Origin of the sequence: Novipirellula caenicola, from assembly GCF_039545035.1 — a bacterium.
GTDB lineage: Bacteria > Planctomycetota > Planctomycetia > Pirellulales > Pirellulaceae > Novipirellula > Novipirellula caenicola.
The window spans coordinates 65,807-85,336 of sequence record NZ_BAABRO010000011.1; the positions used below are offsets into that span (position 1 = coordinate 65,807).

Annotated in this window: 14 protein-coding genes; 3 read left to right on the forward strand and 11 right to left on the reverse strand. The window is 55.1% G+C overall.

Features of this window, described 5'->3' with window-relative positions; translation table 11 throughout:
- Positions 1-57: 57 nt before the first annotated feature.
- The 10 genes from ABEA92_RS19585 to ABEA92_RS19630 all read right to left on the reverse strand — a co-directional run bounded on the left by ABEA92_RS19585 (position 58) and on the right by ABEA92_RS19630 (position 12,116).
- Entirely contained in the window at positions 58-1,374 is a 1,317-nt protein-coding gene (locus tag ABEA92_RS19585) for a citrate synthase (RefSeq protein ID WP_345685543.1), read from the reverse strand.
- Between the two features lie 237 nt (positions 1,375-1,611).
- Complete coding sequence (locus tag ABEA92_RS19590) at positions 1,612-2,901, reverse strand: hemolysin family protein (protein WP_345685544.1); 1,290 nt, start codon at positions 2,899-2,901, stop codon at positions 1,612-1,614.
- Positions 2,898-3,458 carry an rRNA maturation RNase YbeY gene (ybeY, locus tag ABEA92_RS19595; RefSeq protein ID WP_345685545.1) on the reverse strand — a complete coding sequence of 187 codons (561 nt, stop codon included), beginning with the start codon at positions 3,456-3,458 and terminating at the stop codon, positions 2,898-2,900. The genes ABEA92_RS19590 and ybeY overlap by 4 nt, the downstream gene beginning before the upstream one ends.
- On the reverse strand, positions 3,427-5,802 hold the full coding sequence (locus ABEA92_RS19600; RefSeq protein WP_345685546.1) for an HD family phosphohydrolase: 2,376 nt from the start codon (positions 5,800-5,802) through the stop codon (positions 3,427-3,429). Before ABEA92_RS19600 ends, ybeY begins: the two co-directional genes overlap by 32 nt.
- Before the next feature lie 85 nt (positions 5,803-5,887).
- Positions 5,888-6,910, reverse strand: a complete 1,023-nt coding sequence (locus tag ABEA92_RS19605) for a PhoH family protein (protein WP_345685547.1) — start codon at positions 6,908-6,910, stop codon at positions 5,888-5,890.
- Between the two features lie 98 nt (positions 6,911-7,008).
- Complete coding sequence (locus tag ABEA92_RS19610) at positions 7,009-7,980, reverse strand: phosphatidate cytidylyltransferase (RefSeq protein WP_345685548.1); 972 nt, start codon at positions 7,978-7,980, stop codon at positions 7,009-7,011.
- An 82-nt stretch (positions 7,981-8,062) separates the two neighbouring features.
- Positions 8,063-8,824 carry a polyprenyl diphosphate synthase gene (uppS, locus tag ABEA92_RS19615; RefSeq protein ID WP_345685549.1) on the reverse strand — a complete coding sequence of 254 codons (762 nt, stop codon included), beginning with the start codon at positions 8,822-8,824 and terminating at the stop codon, positions 8,063-8,065.
- A gap of 33 nt (positions 8,825-8,857) precedes the next feature.
- Positions 8,858-10,183, reverse strand: a complete 1,326-nt coding sequence (locus ABEA92_RS19620) for an adenylosuccinate synthase (RefSeq protein WP_345685550.1) — start codon at positions 10,181-10,183, stop codon at positions 8,858-8,860.
- 145 nt (positions 10,184-10,328) lie between these two features.
- Entirely contained in the window at positions 10,329-11,210 is an 882-nt protein-coding gene (locus ABEA92_RS19625; protein ID WP_345685551.1) for a GDSL-type esterase/lipase family protein, read from the reverse strand.
- A 351-nt stretch (positions 11,211-11,561) separates the two neighbouring features.
- Positions 11,562-12,116 (reverse strand): glutathione peroxidase, encoded by a 555-nt coding sequence (locus tag ABEA92_RS19630; protein ID WP_425572466.1) that lies wholly within the window; start codon positions 12,114-12,116, stop codon positions 11,562-11,564.
- Positions 12,117-12,337: 221 nt separating this feature from the next.
- Here ABEA92_RS19630 and ABEA92_RS19635 point away from each other — a divergent pair, with 221 nt between their 5' ends.
- Both ABEA92_RS19635 and aspS read left to right on the forward strand, forming a co-directional pair.
- Positions 12,338-13,852: an MFS transporter gene (locus ABEA92_RS19635; RefSeq protein ID WP_345685552.1), complete on the forward strand. Its 1,515-nt coding sequence runs from the start codon at positions 12,338-12,340 to the stop codon at positions 13,850-13,852.
- A gap of 232 nt (positions 13,853-14,084) precedes the next feature.
- Complete coding sequence (aspS, locus tag ABEA92_RS19640) at positions 14,085-15,866, forward strand: aspartate--tRNA ligase (protein WP_345685553.1); 1,782 nt, start codon at positions 14,085-14,087, stop codon at positions 15,864-15,866.
- Positions 15,867-15,994: 128 nt separating this feature from the next.
- On the opposite strand, the gene ABEA92_RS19645 is transcribed toward aspS, so the two are convergent.
- Entirely contained in the window at positions 15,995-17,668 is a 1,674-nt protein-coding gene (locus ABEA92_RS19645; RefSeq protein WP_345685554.1) for a S41 family peptidase, read from the reverse strand.
- A 946-nt stretch (positions 17,669-18,614) separates the two neighbouring features.
- On the opposite strand from ABEA92_RS19645, the gene ABEA92_RS19650 reads away from it, so the two are divergent.
- Positions 18,615-19,514, forward strand: a complete 900-nt coding sequence (locus ABEA92_RS19650) for a hypothetical protein (protein ID WP_345685555.1) — start codon at positions 18,615-18,617, stop codon at positions 19,512-19,514.
- Positions 19,515-19,530: the final 16 nt, after the last annotated feature.

Consider the following 19,530-nt stretch of genomic DNA (forward strand, 5'->3'; position numbering starts at 1 on the left):
TTTCGCTACTGCGGATTGATCGGCGGTAAAACGGGCCTAGCGTTGCTCGATCGGTGCCTAGCGTTGCTCGATCGGGACAAAGCTACGTTCGGTGGCACCGGTGTAGATCTGGCGAGGCCGATTGATCCGCGTCGATGGGTTGTTGTGCATTTCTTCCCAGTGAGCAATCCAACCTGGCAAGCGGCCAATCGCGAACAACACCGTGAACATTTGGATTGGAATTCCCAGAGCACGGTAGATCACGCCCGAGTAGAAGTCGACGTTCGGATACAGCTTTCGCTCGATGAAGTATTCATCTCGCAGCGCCACTTCTTCCAATTTTTGCGCCACTTCAAACAACGGGTCATCCAATTGCAATTTGGCGAGCAATTTATCGCAGCTGGCACGGATGATTTTTGCCCGTGGGTCAAAGTTCTTGTAGACGCGGTGACCGAATCCCATCAATCGGAAACCGTTCTCTTTGTCCTTGGCCATGTCGACATACTTTTGCACGTTGCCGCCATCTTTGGCGATCGTTTCGAGCATGTTCACACACGCTTCGTTGGCTCCACCGTGCAGCGGTCCCCACAACGCTCCGATGCCAGCAGAGATCGAAGCGAACAGGTTCGCGTTGCTGCTGCCGACCATGCGGACGGTCGAGGTGCTGCAGTTTTGTTCGTGGTCCGCGTGGACGATGAACAGCAAATTCAACGCTTCGGCGAAATCGGGATCGACCATGTATTCGCGAGCCGGCGTCGCGAACATCATATGCAAAAAGTTCTCGCAATAGTTGAGGTCGTTGTTCGGATACATGAACGGTTGACCCATCGACTTCTTGTAGCTGTAAGCTGCGATCGTTGGCAGTTTAGCAAGCAGTCTATAGAGCGAGATCTCGACTTGGCCGGGATCGTTCGGGTTGAGCGAATCTTGATAGAAGGTGGCAAGGGCGCCGACGACACTGCTGAGGATCGCCATCGGGTGCGCGTCACGTGGGAACCCGTTGTAGAACGACCGCATGTCCTCGTGGATCATAGTATGGTCGCGGATGCCGGCACGGAATATTTCGGCTTGCGATGCGTTGGGCAATTCGCCGTAAATCAGCAAAAACGCGGTTTCGACAAAGTCGCAGTGTTTGGCAAGTTCTTCGATTGGGTAACCGCGATACCGTAAGATTCCTTTTTCCCCGTCCAGGAACGTGATCGCACTTTTGGTGCTGCCGGTGTTCACAAAACCGTCGTCGAGCGTGATCAGTCCGGTTTTGGCTCGCAGCTGACTGATGTCGATTCCACGTTCCCCTTCAGAGCCTTCGACGATGGGGAAATCGATTTCACTGCCTTCGATCGACAGCTTAGCGACTCCGGCTTCTTTAGTATCCAATTTGGGAGGGGTGCTCATCTGCGAATCCGCGTAGAGAGAGGGCTAATTGCATGTACTTGATCTCGGGATAGTGTAGTCCTGTGAGAAGCGAACCACAATCACGGGAACGGTGTCAATCGGCTTTCAGTGTCGTCGCAACGCAGGGCAATGACGAGCAAAAATGTCGATCCGAACTGCATGCGAGTCGCGTTTGCCTAAGATTCGCTGGTCAAACGTCATCGTACTCGCCCTTACCATCGAATTTGAGTGGGATAGTTACCCCACTTTCTGGTCGGTGACGTTTTGTCGCCGGATTCGCATCGAGTCAATCTTGCGATTACTCGCCTTTAAAATTTCGATCTCTGAATCGCCCAGCGTTAAACGTGTTCCGGTCTCGGGGATCGATCCGACATGCGACAGCACAAACCCAGCCACGGTTTCGTAGTCGTCACTTTCGGGCAAATCCCAACCGAGCAGCTCGTTCAAATCATCAATCATCAAGCGGCCGTCCACTTCGACCGTGTCATCGTCAATGATCTGCAATCCGATTTCTTCGTCTTCATCAGATTCGTCGACAATTTCGCCAACAATCTCTTCCAACGCATCTTCGATCGTGACCACTCCGGCGGTTTGTTGAAATTCATCCAGCACGATAGCCATGTGGCTTCGGCTGTGAAGAAATTCACGCAGCAAGAACTCGACGGATCGATCGACCGGGACGAACCACGGGCGTCGCATGATCTCGGTCACCGGTTCTTGGGGTTGATGGTGGGCTTCGAGAAACGGCAGCAAGTCTTTCACATACAGCACGCCGACGACATTATCGAGTGTGCCGTTGTAAACGGGCAAACGGGTGCGGCCCGCCTCGACGATTGTCCTCAGGATTTGATCCCATTCCCAAGTCACGTCAATCGCATCAACATCGCTTCGTGGCGTCATGATGTGACCGACCGGGTCTTCGTGCAGCGTCATCACGCCATGGATCATCTCGCGAACGCCTGGCCCAAAGTAGCCTTCGCGTTCACCCGCGGTGACGATCGTTCGGATTTCGTCTTCGAGTTGCTCTTCGTCTTCATCCTCATGCTCTTGTTTGCCGGCCAAGCGGCGGGTGATGACTTCGACCAATTCTCCCGGTGCTGATAACGGGTGCATCAAAATCGACAACGACCGCCAAAACGGCCACGTGTGATACAGCACTTGGGTTGATGCAAAACGCGTCACCGCGGCGGGCACCCAAGCGTGAACCAACATGATTGATAAACCGGCGGCGAAAAACCAAATCAGCAGGTCGCGGCCAATTGGATTCTCTTCGGCAACGAATAGGGCCGTCGTGCCGGAGATCAAAAACAGCACGGTGCCGATCATCCGCAAGTACTCGCTGCCGCGAATCGCTGCGTCCTGATGATCGATGACAGCGCCAAAACGCTCTCGGTTTTTGTTTAACCGGCAATAGGCTTCCAAGGGACGACCGGCGAATCGGTCCAGCAATTCACCGCCGAGACCGCCGATGCTGCTGAGCACAAAACCCAGGCTCGATAGAAGACCCCACGCTACCGAATCGGTCATGAACTCGCCTCCGACCGCGATGGGTCCGGCTGTAGGTTGACTTCCACACGGTCGGGACCGTAATGAACGATATCGTCGATCCCTAGCGACTGCATGACTTGGCATTCCGCGTCCCGCATGGCTTGCCGCACATCGTCTTCGAGATCGTCCATGCCGGCGATATGCAACGTGCCGTGGACCACATACAGCAGCAATTCGTTTTCCACCGACCAGCCCACGCGATCGGCAACGCGGCGGGCGGTTTCCAGGCTGACGACAAGTTCGCCTTCGAGCGTCGGCGGTTCGTCGCTGTAAGCGAAACTGATGACATCGGTTTCATAATCGTGGTCGAGATGCCGCGCGTTGATTTGGCGGATTTCGGCGTCGTTGGTCACGCGGACCCCGATCTCGCCGCAGGAATAGCCACGTAGCGTGGATGCTTCGGTGACGGCGGAACGAATGCGGTCGTACCAAGTGGGGTCAGGCAGCGGGTCGTCCGTCACGATTTCGATCGAGAGTGTCGGGGCCGATTGGCCGCCGCTCTCGTTAGGCTGATTGTTGTCCAGGATATTTGACACGTGCGTGATAAATGGCGGTTAATGATTTGACAAGACTGGTGCGAATGCGATCGAGTTGGCGGAACGTCAATCCGCATTCATCGAACTGCCCATCTGCCATTTTCTTCTGTGCAATGGCGTCGACAAGTCCTTGAATTCGCGATGGCGTTGGATCGACCAGAGTACGGCTTGCGCTTTCAACCGTATCGGCCAGCATCATCACGGCGGCTTCGAGCGTTTGTGGTTTCGGCCCGGGATAGCGGAAATCTTTGTCGCTGACCGATTCGCCGTTGGGATCTTCCTCGCTGCGACGAGCCGCTTCGCGGTAGAAATACTCGACCAACGTCGTGCCGTGATGCTGCAAAATGAAGTCGATAATCGATTCAGGTAAGTGATGGCTGCGTGCTAAATCGGCGCCGTCTTTGACATGCGCAATGATCACCAGGGTGCTCATCGCCGGTTGCAGTGAATCGTGTTGGTTCACCCCAGCGATTTGGTTTTCGATAAAGTACTCGGGTTTGAACATCTTGCCGATGTCATGGAAGTACGCACCCACGCGGACCAGCAACCCATTGGCACCGATCGCATCGGCGGCTGATTCCGCAATCGACGCCACGTTGATGCTGTGGTTGTACGTCCCCGGTGCGCGTTGAGCGAGTCGACGCAGCAGCGGATGGCTGGCGTCGCCAAGTTCCAACAGACTGAGGTCCGTTTGGACTCGGAACGCTTTTTCGACGAGCGGTAAAAGTCCTGTCATTGCAGCCGAGGAAACCACGATGCAAAAACCGGCCCACATCGCTTCGCGACCGAGTCCCCACAGCACCACATCAAATTGAGGGCCGCGGTAGAGTGATTCCACCTCGCCAACGATGTCGCCGGTCGCATCGACCACCGATAGCGTTTGCGAAGTAACGATGCCAACGCCGATCACGGTCGCGGCGGTAATCACGGCCGAGATCGTACCGACATACAACAAGTGAGTACGGCTGCGAATGCGTCCGAGCAGCAGTGTGCAGCTGGTGCACGCCGCCAACATCATCACCAATTCCGACAACTCGGCACTGAGGAACAATGTCACGCTTAGGCACGCGGCCGCCATCAACAACAATGCGAGTTCGCGTCCATAGACCACCGCTGCGATGATCGACGCCAGGACCAGCGGGATCAATTCGCTCCGCCACTCGTCGCGTGATGCGTAAAAACTAAGCGCGACGGCGGTCACAATCAACGCCAACAACTTGGCTAACTTCTTTTGGTCTTGTAGCAGTCTGCGGTCTTCGACAAAGAAAATGTAGGCGCCGCACAGTAAATACAGTGCTGCGATCATTCCGGAAAACGCGGCGAAACGGGCTATCTTGTCTCGCCAACCCATGCGGCTGACGAACTCTTTCCATTCGACACGCAGCAACGCGAGTTCTTTTAACCCAAGCGGTTTACCCGCTTCGGCCAACTTCGAATCGCCCGAGTAGTACGACGTCATGACCGGTTCCACGTTCTGAGCGGCCTCCAGTCGTGCGCGTTCGCTCAATTCGTCGTCGTATTGCAGGGTCTCGTATTGAGGCAACCGCTGGACGATCCAATCGCTGATCATTCCCGCGACCACTTGGCCGCGTTCGCTGCCAAAGCTGGGGCGAAAGTACTCTTGCAGCAGCGATTGCAGATTGCTGCTCGCCTGCGCGATTCGCACTTGGCTGACTTCGACCGGAACGGCTTCGTCGGGTTGGCCTGCCGGATAGACCATGATCATCCGCTGGTTGCCCTGGTCGGGCGTATGCTGCATCGCTTTGAGCAGCCCTAGTTTGTACATCGGCTCCATCGCCGTGCCGACGGCCGCATCGACTTTGATCAATTCGGGGTCGTCGGCTAACACCGATTTTAGCGTCGCAAAGCGTTCGGCCGAGGTGTCGCCGGGTTCCGCAGTCTCGTCGCCTTCATAGAACTGTGCGAACGCCTTGCGTTCGTCTTCGTTCATTTGGTCAAACGACTGAGCCCCCAAGGCCAAAAACAATTGGTCCTTCAGCACCGCTCGTAATTGATCGAGCGGTTTGGTGCGATTTCGATACAGCACCGGGGCTTCACGACGTTTCTGCCGACGAACGGCGTCGGTTTCCAATTCGTCTTTGACCTGGAACGTGACGCGGGTGATGATGTCGCGGGCGGGAATCGCGTTTTTGCGGTAGGCAAACGAAGGTCGCCAAGCGTGACACAGGACCAACATCAATACTGCGGCAAGGATCGCCATGCCGACGCGGATCGAAAAGTCGGCTTTGTCGCTACGCTGCCACCACTGGATCAATCGAGGCTTGGGAATCCCGAGCGAATCGATCCGTTCTTGGCGTGTCCGTTGTTTGCTTGTGCCACTCATCACAATAAACCTAGAGCCCCGCGAATTAGGCGGGGAATGTCTGATCGCACGTGGCCCGATCGGTATCGGTCACGTTGCGTCGGAACTACTCGCGGTTTTTAGGGCCCTCGCTAGGATGACGCGGGTGATGGGATTCATCATGCAAGCTTTCGCTCTCATGATGTTGATCGTCGTCATAAGCTTCTACAATTTTTTGCACCAAGCGGTGTCGCACGATATCGCTTCGTCGCAATCGCACGATGCCAATGCCTTCGATGTCGCTGAGCCGCTGAATGGCATCCCGCAATCCGCTGGTGATCCCACGCGGCAAATCCTGCTGAGAGATATCGCCGCTGACCACCATTTTGCTGCGTTCGCCCATCCGCGTCAGAAACATCTTCATTTGTGCGACGGTCGTGTTTTGTGCTTCGTCCAATATGATAAAGGCATCGTTGAGGGTCCGTCCACGCATGTAAGCGAGCGGAATGATCTCGATCACATCTTGTTCCATCAACGTCCGAGCTTGATCGAAATCGATCATTTCACCAAGGGCATCCATCAACGGACGCAAGTACGGGTTCAGTTTGGCCCGTAAATCCCCCGGTAGGAACCCCAAACTTTCCCCCGCTTCGACCGCAGGGCGGACCAAAACGATCTTTCGCACCTGACCGGCGCGTAGGGCTTCGACCGCCGTCGCGACGGCCAAGTATGTTTTTCCGCAGCCCGCAGGCCCAGTGGCAAAGGCCAAATCGAAGCGGCGAATCGCTTCGACATAGCGTCCTTGACCCGGTGTTCGTGGTTTCACACGGCGGCCGGCATGTTGGATGTCGATGTCGTCGCCTGAAATCGTCGGCACGGCACCTTCGATCGTGGCGCCCTCTTCGGTCGCCGCAGCGTCGACATCCTCGCTCGCCAAGTCTCCCTTTTTACGAGAGATATGACGCATTTTTTCAAGCGTGCGGGTGGCACGATTGACGTTGTCTTCTTCGCCGGCAATTCGGATGCGTCCGTCTCGCAGCGTGATGCTGACGTCAAACGCTCGACGCAGTTTTCGCAAATGCTGGTCACGCGGCCCAAATAGCGTCAGGATTTCCGCAGGATTCGCAATCGATAATGTCGCTTCGGTCATTCAAGTGCCTGAAAGGTTTAGTCTCCTACTTCGCTCGATTCTAGCGTGAGCGAGTGCTTGTATCACAATGAAAATCTCTGGGTGTACAAGCGTTATCCTCACCCAGGTGGGCCTGCCACTCCGGCAGCAAAACATAGAAATGCTGGCATCACCGCTGCGATCAGCGAATCCGTCACGTCCCAAACGCCGCCCAAACCAGGCAGCCAGGAGCCACTGTCTTTGACGCCCGCATCGCGTTTTACCAGGGATTCGGCTAAGTCGCCCATCATGCCTGCGATCGCCAACACGGGGCCCAACACGATGGCTCCAACAATGCACTGTATCAAAGTGATGGCATTTGTGGTTGGCGACATTGCCGGAAAAAGCCAATGCAGGCAAGCGAATGCAACGATCGTGCTGGTTAGCATTCCCCCCACAGCCCCCTCCCACGTCTTGCCGGGGCTTAACCGTGGGATCAATTTGTGTCGGCCGATCGCACGGCCAACGAAGTACGCGCCCGCGTCGGTCGATTTCGTCACCGCAATCATCGTGATCAGTGCCGCCAGCCCCCAATTTCCGCTGCTCGGTTGATCGGGATCGATCGAGCCGAGTGAACGCAGTGAAACCAGCAGTGCCATTGGCAACCCGACGTACATCGACACAAAAACACCGGACAAGGTGCGGTCAATTGCGTAACCTTTTTCACGTTGAATTTCGGGCCGGCCGTACGTCCACATCTCCGCAGCCAATGTGACCATGACCGCGGCGACCGCGGCGACCACGATCCAGCCCAATCGTCCAAGCGGGCAATCGAGCGGATAGGTCGAATGGAACAGCGGCCACAGCATCGGCACGCATGCCGACAAGGTAACCATCGATGTATTGAACAAGGCAATGGATCGTGAAACGTTTCGGCCACTCGCCGACAACAACTGCGATAGATCCGATGCCGTTCCCAGTGCAAAGAACAACAGTAGCGGAATCAACCAAAGTCCTTCGGCGCCGACGATCGCGTGATTTGCATCCAGGTAGATCAGCAAAACGACGATGGATATCAAGACGGCCGAAGTTTTTAGACGGTCAATAAGCACGCGTTTTTCCTAAAGCGTTGGGAGCCGAGACGATGGCGGATTCGCGGGACGATGCGTTGATTTGGAACTGCAATGCGTGCGGTCACTCATTCACGTTCAGCCCGCCGAAACGTCGTTGACGTAGCGCAAAGTCGTCAATCGCAGTGAGAAAGTTTTCACGTGTGAATTCGGGCCAACAGGTGTCGGTGATCCACAGCTCAGAGTAACTCAGTTGCCATAGCAAAAAGTTGCTCACTCGCATGTCACCACCGGTGCGAATCATCAAATCAACATCGGGTAATCCCGCGGTATAAAGTCTCGCGGTGATCAGTTCTTCGCTAATCTCGTCTTCACGCAAGCTTCCTGAGGCGACTTCGCGAGCCAATTCCCGAGCGACTTTGGTGATCTCGTCACGTCCGCCGTAATCAATCGCCAACACCAATTCGGTGCCGGGATTGGTTTTGGACATCGTCAGCGTTTTGTCCATTTCTTTGATCACGTTTTCGGGCAATCGATCGCGTCGACCGATCACCTTCAATCGCAAACCCTGGTCCATGATGGTGCGTCGTTCCTCGACCAGGTATTGCTCGAGCAAGTGCATCAGGAAATCGAGCTCGGCCTTGGGACGCTTCCAATTTTCGCTGGAAAGACAATACAGGGTGATTGCGTCAATCTTCAGCTCGGTCGCGGTTTCGCTGACCATGCGAACCGTTTCAACGCCACGGCGATGCCCTTCGATTCGCGGTAAATCACGTGCCTGGGCCCATCGACCGTTGCCATCCATGATGATCGCGATGTGCCGAGGGCGTTTGCGCTCGGCATCATCGCTGGCTTGATCGTCACACGCGTTTGCTGGATCCTTCATCGTGCAGTTCGCCTTACTTGCGATGCTTCCTGACTAGCTTAGCGGTTGCAGTGCAAGTTCCGATGCGGCATCGGTAAAGATCGTTTGGGCTCGATCCGGTCCGACCGAAAGAACGCCCACGGGAACACCGACCAATTCTTCGATACGGCGAACATAGTCCATTGCACCGGCGGGGAACTGGTCCATGCGGCGAACGTCGTCCACCGGTTCTTTCCAACCAGGGATCGTTTCGTAGATCGGTTTGCAGCGACGCAATTCGTCCGCGTGACTCGGGAATCGCTCGATTCGTTTGCCATCCAATTCGTAGGCAACACAAACCTTCAATTCGTCAAGGTGAGCCAACACGTCCATCATCATCAGTGCCAAACGTGTCACTCCACTCAGCCGTGCCGTGTAGCGAACAGCGACTGCATCGAACCAACCGCAGCGGCGCGGACGCCCCGTGGTGGTTCCATATTCGTTGCCCAAATCACGGATGCGATCGCCAGTCGCGTCGTCCAATTCGGTAACGAAGGGACCGCCGCCGACACGAGTGCTGTAGGCCTTGCAAACACCTAGGACCGTGTTGATCCACTTCGGCGGCACTCCAGCACCGGCACAAACGCCGACGCCGCTGCTGTTGCTGCTGGTGACGAACGGATACGTGCCGTGGTCGATGTCCAACAACGCGCCTTGTGCGCCTTCGAACAAGATGCGTTTGTCCGCTTCGGTCGCATCGAGCAGCAGGTCGGTCGTGTCACCGATCATGTCTTTCAGACGTTCTGCCCAGCTGGCTGCCATCGGTACAACCACTTCGGGTGCAACTTTTTGCAGTTCTTCTTCGGACGCGCCAAGGTTTTTCAGCAGTTGGATTTTCTGCTCAGCAACCGTGCGAATGCGTTCGTCACGTTGCGGTTGGATCAAATCGGTCATGCGAATCGCATGGGTGCGTCCCACTTTGTCGCGATAACACGGTCCGATGCCTCGGTTGGTCGTGCCGATGGATTCACCGCGAACTTCGGTCGCGTTGATCTGACGATCTTCGGCGATATGCCAAGGCATCACCAAGTGAGCCCGCTCGCTAATCATCAGGTTCTTGGCACAGTCCACTCCACGCGGCGCCAATGCATCAATTTCGTCGAGCATCGTCGACGGATTGATTACCACCCCGGGCGTAATGAGGTTTTGAACCTGGGGATGCAAAATCCCGCTAGGAATGTGATGCAATTTGTAGGTTTGATCGCCCGCAACCACGGTGTGCCCAGCGTTGGCACCTCCTTGGTAACGAACCACGATATCGAACTGAGGTGCAAGCAGATCGACCAGCTTGCCTTTTGCCTCGTCGCCCCACTGCAGACCAATGACACAAGTACCCGACACCAAACGAACTCCCAAGAACTTTGGGGGGGGAAATTCCCGGGGGGGAAATCCCCACGGCGCAAACGGAAAAGCCTAAACCCCAGCGCGGATGCTGGCAAGCAGGCGGAGAGTAACGTGGGACAAAACTTCCCAATCGATCACGAACCTATCGAGCGGCGGCGGCCCAGATTTTTTTGTCCGCGGCTTCGATCAGCGGCGGGAACTCACCAATTTCCACCGCATTGTTTCCTTGTTCGTGTTTACGAAACAGCAGCAGGTAGGTTTCGTTCTGAGGACGGTATTGGTGAAAGAAAAGCTCATTCTTGCGTACGATTTGCTGCGAAAGCTGCTCTTCGACCTGTTGGGGTTGCCCCCCCACCAAGGCATCTGCCAATTCGTTGGCCAAACGTGCGTAGCCGCGGTCATTGGGAACCAAGCCATCGGATGTGGTTTCGTCCTGATTGGGTTGCCAAGTGATCGAAACGACCGCTGAATCGGTTTTGTTGCCGACCGTTTGCACGATTTTTCGTGTTTGAGCAATCGAGGCTTGGTAGTTTTCGGTTTTGTAGCCGGGCAATGGAAACGGCGTCATCAGGATCACGCGGCGATTTGATTGCTTGATGTCATGAATCAGTCGCTGCAACCCATCCGTAAACCTTCCAATCGCCTGGTCGCCATCGCTCGCTTCGGCAAAACCGTAGGCCAACAGAACGACCGTTGGCTTGGCTACCTCGATATCGGCAAGCAACCGCGAATAGCCTTGGTGAGGCGAGTCAAAACGTTTTCGGGCGTAACCGTGCACGTCATCGCCCGACCAACCCAAATTTCGGACGGTCAATTTCCAATCCGGTCGTCGGGATTGCAATTGGCCCTCGAGTTGACCGCTGCTCTGCATCCGCTCGACAAACGTTCCCCCGACAATCGCCAACCGATCATGAGGCTTTAGCAACGGGGTTGCGGTTTCCGCCGACGCCCATTGAGGAAGCATACTGGCAAAAGCAAGCGAAATGCCGGTGACGATTGTGGCAAAGCAAGAGAGTGAACGCATATCAAGAAAGGGATGCGAGGGTGTGTCGGTGGTTAGTTACGTGATGCAAACGCAGAAAGATGCTAACACAGAAAAACGCCCAAGCCGGTCTTGGGCGATCATTCGATGTCGCGGATGCTGCGCCGCAGCTTAATTGATAGGCTAGCAAAACGGCGCAAGATTTTTGGGCGGTATGGCAAGTGCCACCAACCCTTAACCACCCCCGGCCACGGTCCGCATGCATTGTAACTCTTGACGCAGAAAGCGTTTAGTTGCTTTCGGTTGCCAGCGATGGGGTCGAGCGAGCGGCCGGATCAAACGCGTTACCCGGTGGATTACGGGGAGGTTGGTTTTCGCAATACCGACGGTATTTTACAGTTCCGCTTCGATGGCTTTGACCAATTCGGCGTCATCGGGAGTGGTCCGCGGCGCGAATCGGTGCACCAAGGTGCCATCGCGGTCGATCAGGAATTTTTCAAAGTTCCAGCTGACCTTGCCTTTGCCAGCCGGTTTGACGTCCTTGCTGGTCAAGTACTTGTACAGCGGCGTTGCGTCGTCACCGTTGACATCGACTTTGCTGAACATCGGGAAGCTGACGTTGTACTTCGTCGAGCAGAACGATTTGATGTCTGCCTCGCTACCTGGTTCCTGCGAATTGAATTGGTTGCAGGGAAAACCGAGCACGACAAAGCCTTTGTCTTCGTACTTTTTGTACAGCGATTGCAGTCCGGCGTACTGAGGCGTCAGCCCACACTTGCTGGCCGTGTTGACGATTAACACCACTTTGCCCTCGTAATCTTCGAGGTCCACGGTTTCGCCATCAATGTTTTTGACTTTGAAGTCGAGTGCACATTCGTGATCGTCGTGAGCGGTCGCCATGGTCGTAAAAGCTCCGAGAACAAGGGCGGTGGCAAGCAGAAAACGCATCGAGAGGACTCCGATAGCAGGGGGGAAGCTGCGATGAGCAGCAAATTTGATTGTTTAGGCAGAGTATAGCGAGCGAGTAAGTAGCAACGAGCGTGGAGGTGAATTAATCTCTCATTGCTGGCGAAATAACGGCAGACTTACTTGACGAAACCACTTTCGATTGCCAGCATTTTGTGGTCAATCAGCAATTCTCCCCCTCCAACGGACCGAACCGGCATACTATGGAAAACCGTAAACTTCTTCTTTCTGCAGGCTTTCTAGCCTTGATCGCTGCCGGTATCGGTTTCGCCGTCCGTGCAGGACTTCTGGATGTTTGGTCAACCCAGTACGGGTTCACCATGACCGAGTTGGGCCAGATCACGGGTGGTGGATTGCTCGGTTTCGGGATCGTCATTTTGTTGGCAGGGTTTCTGACCGACTGGATCGGGTACAAGCCACTGATGTTGGCGGCCCTGGTATGCCACGTGATTTCCGCAGTGCTGTTGTTCTCGGCCACGCCGGTCTTCAACGCCGCGGGTAAGGATGCGGTTTATATGATTTTGTTTTGGTCCGCGTTCATTTTCGCGGTCGGAAACGGGATTTGCGAAGGGGTGATCAACCCGTTGACCGCCGCGATTTATCCGGAACAAAAGACTCACTATCTAAATATCCTGCACGCGGGCTGGCCCGCCGGATTGGTGATTGGTGGTTTGATCGTATTTTTGAAAGGCAGCATCGGTTGGGAATTATTGCTGGCGACCTACCTGGTTCCGACCGCGATGTATGGCTTTATCGCGGTTAAAGAACGATTTCCGCAAACCCACGCTCAATCCGGTACGGTTTCGTATGGCGGAATGATTGCCAAGCTGATCGCGCCCTTCTTTGTCATCCTGTTGCTGACCCACGCCTTGGTAGGTTACGTCGAACTGGGAACGGACAGCTGGATCAACAAGATCACCAGCAGCATTCTCAAGAGTGCGACGTTGGGAACCGCGTTGTTCATTTACACTTCGCTATTGATGACCGCACTGCGATTTTTTGCCGGCCCGATCGTGCATAAAATTTCGTCGCTGGGGCTGCTGTTCTTCAGTGCTTGTATCGGTGCCACCGGGCTGTATTTGATCAGCATTGGAACGAACGTCTACTTCATGTTCTTTGCTGCGACCGTCTACGCGTTAGGGAAAACGTTCTTGTGGCCAACGATGTTGGGTGTGGTCGGCGAACGTTATCCCCAAAGTGCCACCGTGGCGATGGCTTTGATGGGATTTGCCGGAATGACGTCGGCTGGATTGTTGGGCGGTCCTGGGATTGGATACAAACAGGACTATTTCTCGTCGCAGTACATCCAAGCAAATGCTCCGGACACGTTCGAGCGTGTGAAGGCACCTAACGAGAACCAATTCCTGTTCTTCCCTCCGATTGTCGGTATCGACGGAGCGAAGGCGGGGATGCTTTCGGATAACGGCGAGACGATCGAAAACGAAAAGACAATCGCCGGCGATGAGTGGAGCAGCGAGAAATTCGAGGGACTTCGCAATCAATACAATTGGTGGCAAACCAACAAAGAGTACGCTTCGGTCGATGCGGCTCCGACCAGCGAAGCGGCTCTTTACGGCAGCCGGATGGCAATTCGAGCCACCGCGTTGGTTCCGGCGACGATGGCAATTTTGTATCTGATTTTGATTTTCGCCTTCAAAGCCCCCAAGCAGAAGGGCGATGCCTCGTTGGCCGAAGAAGCTCCGGGGACTGAGCTGTAATCTGCCAGCCTCTGAGGGTGGCGAAAGAACCGATTTGCGTTGGTTGCTTCGCCACTTTGCTCGGATTCAAAACTAGCAAAAGCCGGCATCTTTTCCGATGCCGGCTTTTCTTTTGCCTGAACCGTTTTACTTTTGCCATAACTGGCCGTTGCCCCCACTCAGCAAAAGCAACTTGGGCAGCTAGAATCCTGCTCGTTGACCCATTCCGTTTCCCTAGCCCCCGACCGATTCTGTGCTACGCACCCATACCTGCGGACAACTCCGCAAGACCGATATTGGAACCGAAGTGACCCTATGCGGATGGGTCGACAGCAAACGTGACCATGGCGGCGCCGTCTTTATCGACCTTCGCGATCGCTACGGATTGACCCAAGTCGTGATTGGGCCTCCCGAGGCCGACGCGAAATTGATCGACGAAGCGGGCCGAATTCCGGCCGAGAGCGTGATTCTGATCAAAGGCAAAGTCGCCGATCGATTGGAAGGCAAGACCAACGACAAATTGCCGACCGGAGCGATCGAAGTTCGTTGCGACCACGTTGAAATCCTCAACGTTTGTGCCAACCCTCCCTTCACCCCCGGGCAAAGCGATTTGCCGGGTGAGGACCTGCGGCTGAAGTACCGTTTCTTGGACCTGCGTCGCAAAGAAATGCAAAACGCGCTCGTCCAACGCAGCCGCATCATCAAGGTGATGCGTGACTACTTTGCCGAGCATGACTTCATCGACGTGGAAACGCCGATCCTTGGTCGCAGCACGCCCGAAGGCGCTCGCGATTATTTGGTCCCCAGCCGCGTGCACGCTGGAAAATTTTACGCGTTGCCGCAGTCACCCCAGCTGTACAAGCAAATTTTGATGGTGGCCGGTTTCGACCGCTATGTCCAAGTGGCAAAGTGTTTCCGCGACGAAGATTTGCGTGCCGACCGTCAACCTGAATTCACCCAATTGGACCTCGAGATGTCGTTCGTCGATGCCGACGACATCATGGCGTTGATCGACGGCTTGGTCGCGCGGACGGCCAAAGAGGTGCTTGGCAAAGAAGTCAAAACTCCGCTGCCACGAATGACCTATGACGAAGCGATGCGGCGCTACGGTCATGACGCTCCCGATTTGCGTTTCGATATGGAAATTGTGGATGTCACCTCGGTCGCCAAGAAAACCGAATTTCGTGTTTTCCGCGGCACCGCCGATGCCGGCAACTTTGTCCGTGGGATGAACGTCAAAGAGGCGGCGACGAAATTTTCGCGTCGCAATATCGATGAGATGACCGAGTACGTCAAAGAGTTTGGCGCGAAAGGTCTGGCTTGGTTCCGCGTCGAAGACGATGGCACGTTGTGGAGCCCGATCAGCAAGAACCTCGATGAAGCTCATCTTGCCGAGATCAAGGAATTGATGAAGGGCGAGCCCGGCGATTTGTTGATGTTCTTGGCCGATACTTGGGAAGTCACTTGCAAAGGGTTGTACGCACTTCGCAAGCGTTTGGGCGCCGAGCTGAAGCTATACAGCCCCGATCAACTCAATTGCAGTTGGATCACCGAGTTCCCGATGTTCGAGCGTGACGAAGAAAGCGGCAATTGGACGGCGATGCATCATCCGTTTACCGCACCGCTTGCCCGCGATCTCGAGAAACTTGACAGCGACCCCAAGGCATGTCGGGCTCAGGCGTATGACCTTGTCATCAACGGCAGCGAAGCCGGGGGTGGAACGATCCGGATCCACGATTCCAAAACGCAAAGCAAGGTCTTTGACTTGTTGGGGATCGACGAGGCAACCGCCGAAGATCGTTTCGGATTCCTGCTGAACGCACTGCGTTTCGGTGCCCCGCCGCATGGCGGGATCGCACTAGGCGTGGATCGCTGGGTGATGTTATTGGCAGGGCTCGAGAACATTCGCGAAGTGATCGCGTTTCCGAAGACGCAAAAAGCAGCCGACTTGATGACCGAAGCGCCGGGCGAGGTCGATTCAGGCCAGCTCACCGAGCTGCACCTGCGAACCGTTGGCGTGAAGACTCAGTCGTAAAGTAAAAGCGGAGGGAGTGGATCTTGCTAAAGATCCTGAAGAGCCTCTCCTGCAATAAAAAAAATCCCGCTCCAATGGAGCGGGATTTTTTTTCGTCTCAGGTTGTGATCGTTTGCGAACGAATCTGGTTATTGCGGTCGGCGGCTGATCCAGTTGTTTTCGGACAACCGCGAGATCGCTCGTTGCAAGACAGCGTCTTCGCGGTCGGTCGTCATTTCACCGTCGGAATTCGGACGAGCCGCGATGTAGGTCGGTTCGACGGGCACGCTCGGGGTGACCCCGTTTTGGCTGATCGCTCGGCCGCTTGGCGAGTAGAACTTGGCGGTGGTCAGACAGAGCCCGAACTTGGCCGATTGCATCCGAAAGATTCCTTGTACACTGCCTTTGCCGTAACTGGTTTCTCCAATCACGTCGCCACGTCCGCTGTCGGCGATCGCTCCGGCAAAAATTTCACTTGCACTCGCACTGTCACGGTCAATCAGCACCGCCAAAGGAATGTTCCATGTGTTGGGACGATGCGCGGTGTAGTCGTAATTTTCACGAGCGTTGCGACCTCGAGTGGTGACAATGCGGCCATCGCCGAGAAAACGGTCGGCCACTTCGACTGCAGCCGAAAGCAGTCCACCGGGGTTGCCACGCACGTCAAGGATTAACGATTTCATTCCTTGGCGATGCAAATCCCACAAAGCCTGCTCGACGTCACGCGTGGTTGTTTTTTGAAAGTTCGTCAGACGCAGGTAACCGACGTGGTTGGCGGCGTCGACGATATGCACGTTTTCCACACAAGGCACTTCGACACGGCGACGTTGCACTTTCAAATCACGGACGTTGCCATCGGCTCCCAATACTCCGATCGAAACGTACGACTTTTCGGGGCCGCGAAGCAGGTCGGCAGCGTAGCCTGGGTCGGACGTTTTGGTTTCGGTGTTTTCAACACGGATGATTCGGTCGCCGCCGATCAAACCCGCCTCTTCGGCTGGGCCGCCCGGAATGACCGATAAGATGTGCAGTGCATTGCTTTCTGCTTTCAGCTCGATACCCAAACCGACAAAGTTGCCTTCGATGTTCGAGAACATCTCATCGAGTTGGTTTCCCGACAACAATCGTGTGTACGGGTCGAGCGTCGAAACGGCACCGCTCATGAATTCAAGCGCGGTCGCGGTCGGTGACAATCCGATTTCCGATTTTGCCAATGACGCAACGTAAGCAACGTTCGCTCGCAAATCAAAGCGAGTCGCCGTGCTACGATTGGCCAATTGATGATGTACATTTTGGCGAAAGTGCTCGACTGCCGCGGGATCGGCCGTGGCCAACATGCGGCTGACAAACTTTTCTTCAGTCAACGCGACTTCTAGAGCCGCGGTGCCATGCAGCATCACGCGAGCCCAATCGATCTGTTCGACGTAATGGGTTTGTAGATTTGCCAAGATCTCAGCATACAAATCAAGAGCTTGCTCTTGCGACAATCGGTCGACCGACTGCAGGTAGCTGGTGTCTTGGTAGCGACGATTGACATCGTAATGCAGCTTTGCGATGGTCAATCGTTGATACAGCGACTTGCTGGTAGGGTGCTTCTTCGAAGCGGTCTCGTAATGACGAACGGCATCGGCCCACAATCGAGCTTGCTCGAGTTCAAGCCCCTGCTGAACCGCTTGTTGTTCCGGCGTTACAGAAAACTGTTCCGCTTCGGTGACAACTTGGGCTGATACGGGAGCGACGTAGCCGAGCAGCAATGCCGCAGCAAACAGGCTGAAAAAAGTTCCAGCGGATTGGCGACGATAGACCTGTGGGATCCGATTCATACGAGCAAAATCCAGTGGAGCATCGTTCGGGAGGGTCCCCTAAACATCAAGGGAGGTGATGTTTAGATGAAGCTGTGCAAAGACGCTCAGACCACACAGCTACGGGAATATAGGACACAAAGGGTGCCCGGTCAAAAAAACGGTGCGGTGGAAAATCGGGTAATTCGTGACAACCCCACCAAATGGAAAAGTGGCGAATGGGTCGATGCAAATGTTCCGATACTTCCGGTCAACTTTTCAGAGAGTATGACCGCACAAGCGTGTTTCACGCCTGTTTCCTACCGCTGTGCCTCCACTGCACAAGAGACGACCAACATGTCGTCGTGGCTTCCACGAGAAAGATAGACGTTGTCCAGTTCGCAGGCAACGAACTTTTTCGTCTCCGGTTGAACCTTTTGCTATTCGCTTGTTTTGTGGGGGGACGAGGCTAATAGCGAGATTTTTCTAAGGGGGGTATCGACCCATTTTTCCATTATCGCGGAATTACGGTGTCGTATCCTCGCTTAAAAAAAGATCTCTTTAACTAAAAATGAATTTATGACGATAATAGCTGATGGACTCGTCGGGCCGCGCCCGACCAGGTTCGGCCCATGCGCGTTCACTGATACCAAATGCACCCATAGAGCGGGTCAGGTTAGGTTGGATTTCGCAGCTGGCATCGTGGCTGGCTGTGCAAATCAACTCGACTTACCTGCACCACTTGTGGCTAACACCACGAGTCTCGGGAAAGACCCCGAGGAAAGTTGAGGGTTCAGGGATGAAGTGGCGATCGCTGCTAGCCGTTGTACTCGGCCTGTCCGTTTCTCACGTTGCGACTTTTGCTCAAAGGCCGCTCGACGCTGAGCGTCTTTCTACGAGTCGAGCGTCGCCAGAACGCGACGTATTCTTTTCTTCCAGCGGCGTGGTCCGCTTTCAGCTGATTCAGGGACGGCTCGGGCTCAATCCCATGTTGCATCGCAACGGGGCCCAGCAGCGTCAGGACGACGAGGTTTTCGAAAGTATTACCGTCACCGCTCAACGCGGAATTCCTTCACTGCACTATGTGCTTCAGCAGCCGATGGTTCGGCACCTGCGTTCTTATTCGCTATCGTCGCAGTCCTCTTTGTCTCATGCCGACCTGCCTGATTCGCACTTATCCGAATCGCACTTATCAAGGTCGCCGTTTCAGCACATCACGCTAAGTGTTGATGATGCAACGGATGTCGAGATTGAATCCGAACTGATGCACACCGGTGAGCGGAGTGTATTGAATCAGCCCGAGTTCGGGCCGATCCGCTGGGTGATCCAGCGGGGCGATCAGGTCGATACCTACACCGGATCGACCCTGTTTCATGTCCGTCTGCAAAATCCCGAAGTCTTTGATCTGCATTACGCCGACCTGACCTCGCGTGTGTTGCGTGGCAAATCGATTGCCGAGTTGTCGGACCAGATTCACGTGGCGGTGCTTGGGCACTATGACAGGCTTCCCGCGATTCCGTTGCCCGAAGTCGTTCGCTGTGTCGAGCAACTGCGTTCGCCACGCCAAAGTGTGCGGATCTCGGCGCAACAAGAACTGCTTCGCTGGGGGACACCCATCATTCCGATGCTGCAGCAGCAATTGGCCACCGATCTCGAACTCGAACAGCGTGCGTGTCTGAGCGAAACGATTCGGATGCTGCGTCCGCGAGTCGAGGATACGCCTCGTTCGTTGGCAATGTTGATGATCAACGATCTCGAGTTTTGGTCGTTGACCAAGCCGCAGCTGACCCCAAACGAGTGGATCTTGGTCAGTCAACATCTGCAGCAAATGGGGGTGGCAAAATCGCGACCGCATGATGCATCGGTCACGAGTGTGGCGCCACGCTAACGCTAAACACCGAGGT

Coding starts and splice junctions, on each gene's coding strand:
- ABEA92_RS19585 (WP_345685543.1), bottom strand. CDS start 1,374: ATGAGCACCCCTCCCAAATTGGATACTAAAGAAGCCGGAGTCGCTAAG.
- ABEA92_RS19645 (WP_345685554.1), bottom strand. CDS start 17,668: ATGAATCGGATCCCACAGGTCTATCGTCGCCAATCCGCTGGAACTTTT.
- ABEA92_RS19625 (WP_345685551.1), bottom strand. CDS start 11,210: ATGCGTTCACTCTCTTGCTTTGCCACAATCGTCACCGGCATTTCGCTT.
- uppS (WP_345685549.1), bottom strand. CDS start 8,824: ATGAAGGATCCAGCAAACGCGTGTGACGATCAAGCCAGCGATGATGCC.
- ABEA92_RS19605 (WP_345685547.1), bottom strand. CDS start 6,910: ATGACCGAAGCGACATTATCGATTGCGAATCCTGCGGAAATCCTGACG.
- ABEA92_RS19590 (WP_345685544.1), bottom strand. CDS start 2,901: ATGACCGATTCGGTAGCGTGGGGTCTTCTATCGAGCCTGGGTTTTGTG.
- ABEA92_RS19600 (WP_345685546.1), bottom strand. CDS start 5,802: ATGAGTGGCACAAGCAAACAACGGACACGCCAAGAACGGATCGATTCG.
- ABEA92_RS19635 (WP_345685552.1), top strand. CDS start 12,338: ATGGAAAACCGTAAACTTCTTCTTTCTGCAGGCTTTCTAGCCTTGATC.
- ABEA92_RS19630 (WP_425572466.1), bottom strand. CDS start 12,116: ATGCGTTTTCTGCTTGCCACCGCCCTTGTTCTCGGAGCTTTTACGACC.
- ABEA92_RS19650 (WP_345685555.1), top strand. CDS start 18,615: ATGTTGCATCGCAACGGGGCCCAGCAGCGTCAGGACGACGAGGTTTTC.